At 62.4% G+C, this 2,436-nt stretch carries 4 protein-coding genes and 1 pseudogene; 3 read left to right on the top strand and 2 right to left on the bottom strand.

Features of this window, described 5'->3' with window-relative positions; translation table 11 throughout:
* Positions 1-271: pseudogene (locus WCB02_RS03125) on the bottom strand (hypothetical protein); the annotation flags it as partial.
* Between the two features lie 83 nt (positions 272-354).
* On the opposite strand from WCB02_RS03125, the gene WCB02_RS03120 reads away from it, so the two are divergent.
* Together WCB02_RS03120 and WCB02_RS03115 are read left to right on the top strand one after the other, a co-directional pair.
* Positions 355-546, top strand: a complete 192-nt coding sequence (locus tag WCB02_RS03120) for a hypothetical protein (RefSeq protein ID WP_423956267.1) — start codon at positions 355-357, stop codon at positions 544-546.
* A 137-nt stretch (positions 547-683) separates the two neighbouring features.
* Complete coding sequence (locus tag WCB02_RS03115; protein ID WP_423956264.1) at positions 684-1,343, top strand: peroxiredoxin; 660 nt, start codon at positions 684-686, stop codon at positions 1,341-1,343.
* Positions 1,344-1,403: 60 nt separating this feature from the next.
* Here the strand turns inward: WCB02_RS03115 and WCB02_RS03110 are convergent, their stop codons facing one another.
* Positions 1,404-1,805 (bottom strand): DUF2177 family protein, encoded by a 402-nt coding sequence (locus tag WCB02_RS03110; RefSeq protein WP_423956262.1) that lies wholly within the window; start codon positions 1,803-1,805, stop codon positions 1,404-1,406.
* Between the two features lie 108 nt (positions 1,806-1,913).
* On the opposite strand from WCB02_RS03110, the gene WCB02_RS03105 reads away from it, so the two are divergent.
* On the top strand, positions 1,914-2,436 hold a 523-nt coding region (locus tag WCB02_RS03105; protein WP_423956260.1), incomplete at its 3' end, for a deoxyribodipyrimidine photo-lyase.

Here is a 2,436-nt window from a genome sequence, read left to right as displayed (position 1 = left end):
GCTCGGCGGCGGCATCGTTGATCTCGAACAAGGCTTCCGCCTCGGCGCGGCTGACCGGCTCATGCTCGACGGCGCGCGCGGTCAGGATGCGCGCGCACCAGGCGGCGTCATCGGCATCGAGCTCGCGGGAAAAATGGACACGCCCCCTGGTGGTGGGACCCTCGCCGGTGATCACGCCATCGCGCACGATCGTCAGCGCCACGGCAGCACTATCGCTTGAGGAGGGTTCGAGGACGCCGCTTGCGACGGCATTGGGCTTCAAGGCAGTCATAGTTTGCACTTCTCAGTTTCTAGCTCTGGTCCAGCATGTCTCTGCTGGCGTAAACGGGTGGTTAATGATTCACAACTCGCATCATGAGCGTTTTAGATGGTTGCCGATTCGTCGCGTTGCTTCCCGGAAAGGTTCCCGGCTTTACGCCTCGTCCGGTGGTTGATGAAAACCATATGAAGCAATATCGGGGCAATCGGGAATTTTGCGGTGCGGATTGTTTTGCACCTCACCGTGATTTTTTCGCCGCAGCCTCGGTGATCAAGAAGAATTGCTGAAGGTTCCGGCAAAAAGAGAATGATTTGCCGTTTTGTTGGGCCGACGTTCATTTAGCGGCCACCCGCTGCTATAGTGGTTTCCAGAGGTTTACCTTCACCTTGGCTTGGCTGTAACTTGAAGGACATGAGGTTGTCGTATGGCACTGCAGATTGGCGCTGTGGCCCCGGATTTCGAGGCCGAAACCACCGAGGGCAAGATCAGGTTCCACGACTGGATCGGCAACTCCTGGGCGCTTCTGTTCTCGCATCCCAAGGATTTCACGCCGGTCTGCACCACCGAGCTCGGTGCGCTCGCGAGGTTGAAGCCGGAATTCGACAAGCGCGGCGTCAAGCTGATGGGATTGAGCGTCGACCCGGTCGACCGCCATGCGAAATGGTCGGAGGACATAAAGGAGACGCAGGGCACCGCGCCGAACTACCCGATGATCGGCGACACCGATTTCAAGGTCTCCAAACTCTACGACATGCTGCCGGCCTCGACCTCGGGCGATCCCGCGACGCGCACCGCCGCGGATAACCAGACCGTGCGCAACGTCTTCGTCATCGGGCCGGACAAGAAGATCAAGCTCGTCATGGTCTATCCGATGACCACCGGACGCAATTTCCAGGAGATCCTGCGCACGATCGATTCGCTGCAGATGACGACGAAGCACCGTGTTGCGACCCCTGCCGACTGGAAACAGGGCGACGACGTCATCATCGCCGGATCGGTCTCCGACGAGGAGGCCAAGACGATCTATCCGCAGGGCTGGAAAGCGCCCAAGCCCTATCTGCGCATCGTGCCGCAGCCGAAATGACCGGCTCCGGCACGACAACGCGAGATTCGGTCTGGCTCTGACGCTTCGCCGCGGAATAACTTACGCCTGCGGTGCCAGCCAATTCGCGGCCAGCAGGCCGGCGGTGGCGGAGATGGCCGTCACCACGACACCCCAGGACATATCGACAGCGGCGACTGCCATGCTCCAATGCCTGAGCAGCGACAGCGCGGTCAGCTCGAATGTCGCATAACAGAACAGTCCGAACAGCCCGCCCTGGACCAGGGTGGAACGCCACGTCGCGTCCGCGCGACCGCTGACGAAGACCACGGTGCCGACGACGTAGAGCAGGTAGAAGAGGATCGCGGGCGCAGCTCTCACCTCGCCCAGCATGTCGCCGACTTCGGCTGTGAAGAAGGCCCTGGCGAGCACGCCCAGAAACAGGAAGTCGAGCGGTACCAGGATGATCAGCGTCGACAAATAGAGTACAATATAGCGTTTCATGCGCGGTCCCTTAGGCGCGTCTGCCCTTCTCCTGCTAGATACGTGTCAGGATCGATCGAGTTGCACCGCGCGCGAACCCGATGCGCCATGTTCGAGTTGTCTCACCTGATGGCCGCCACATCCATTCCCCCCATCGTCGTCTGGTTCCGCGACGATCTCAGGCTTTCCGATCACCCCGCGCTGCATGCCGCATCGCAGACGGGTGCCCCGCTGATCTGCCTCTATGTGCGCGATGAGTCGAGCGGTGGGCGCAAGGCGCGCCCGCTCGGCGGCGCCGCACGCTGGTGGCTGGCCCAGTCGCTGAAGGCATTGCAGGCGAGTCTGCAGGCGGCTGGGTCCACGCTGGTGCTGCGCCGAGGCCCCGCTGCCGAGACCATCGCTGCGGTGGCGCAGGAGATCAGGGCAAGCGCTGTGTTCTGGAACGACATCGCGCAAGGCCCGCAAGAGGCCGTCGCCGGCGAGGTCACGGCTGCGCTCACAGCCCTCGGGGTCGGCTCGCAGCGTTTTCCAGGCGATCTTCTGGTCGCCCCCTCCGACATCCGCAACAAGGACGGCCGGGGGTTGCGGGTGTTCACGCCGTTCTGGCGCCGTGTGCAGCGCCGCCTACAGGATCTCGGCGATCCACCGGCGC

Source organism: Bradyrhizobium sp. (assembly GCF_049581145.1).
Lineage (GTDB): Bacteria > Pseudomonadota > Alphaproteobacteria > Rhizobiales > Xanthobacteraceae > Bradyrhizobium.
Note: the sequence above shows the minus strand (reverse complement) of the source record. Positions and strands in the feature narration are given on the sequence as shown.

What these genes read in the sequence shown, in the direction of transcription:
- WCB02_RS03120 (WP_423956267.1), top strand. Translation starts at nt 355, where the DNA reads ATGAGCGTTTTAGATGGTTGCCGATTCGTCGCGTTGCTTCCCGGAAAG.
- WCB02_RS03115 (WP_423956264.1), top strand. Translation starts at nt 684, where the DNA reads ATGGCACTGCAGATTGGCGCTGTGGCCCCGGATTTCGAGGCCGAAACC.
- WCB02_RS03110 (WP_423956262.1), bottom strand. Translation starts at nt 1,805, where the DNA reads ATGAAACGCTATATTGTACTCTATTTGTCGACGCTGATCATCCTGGTA.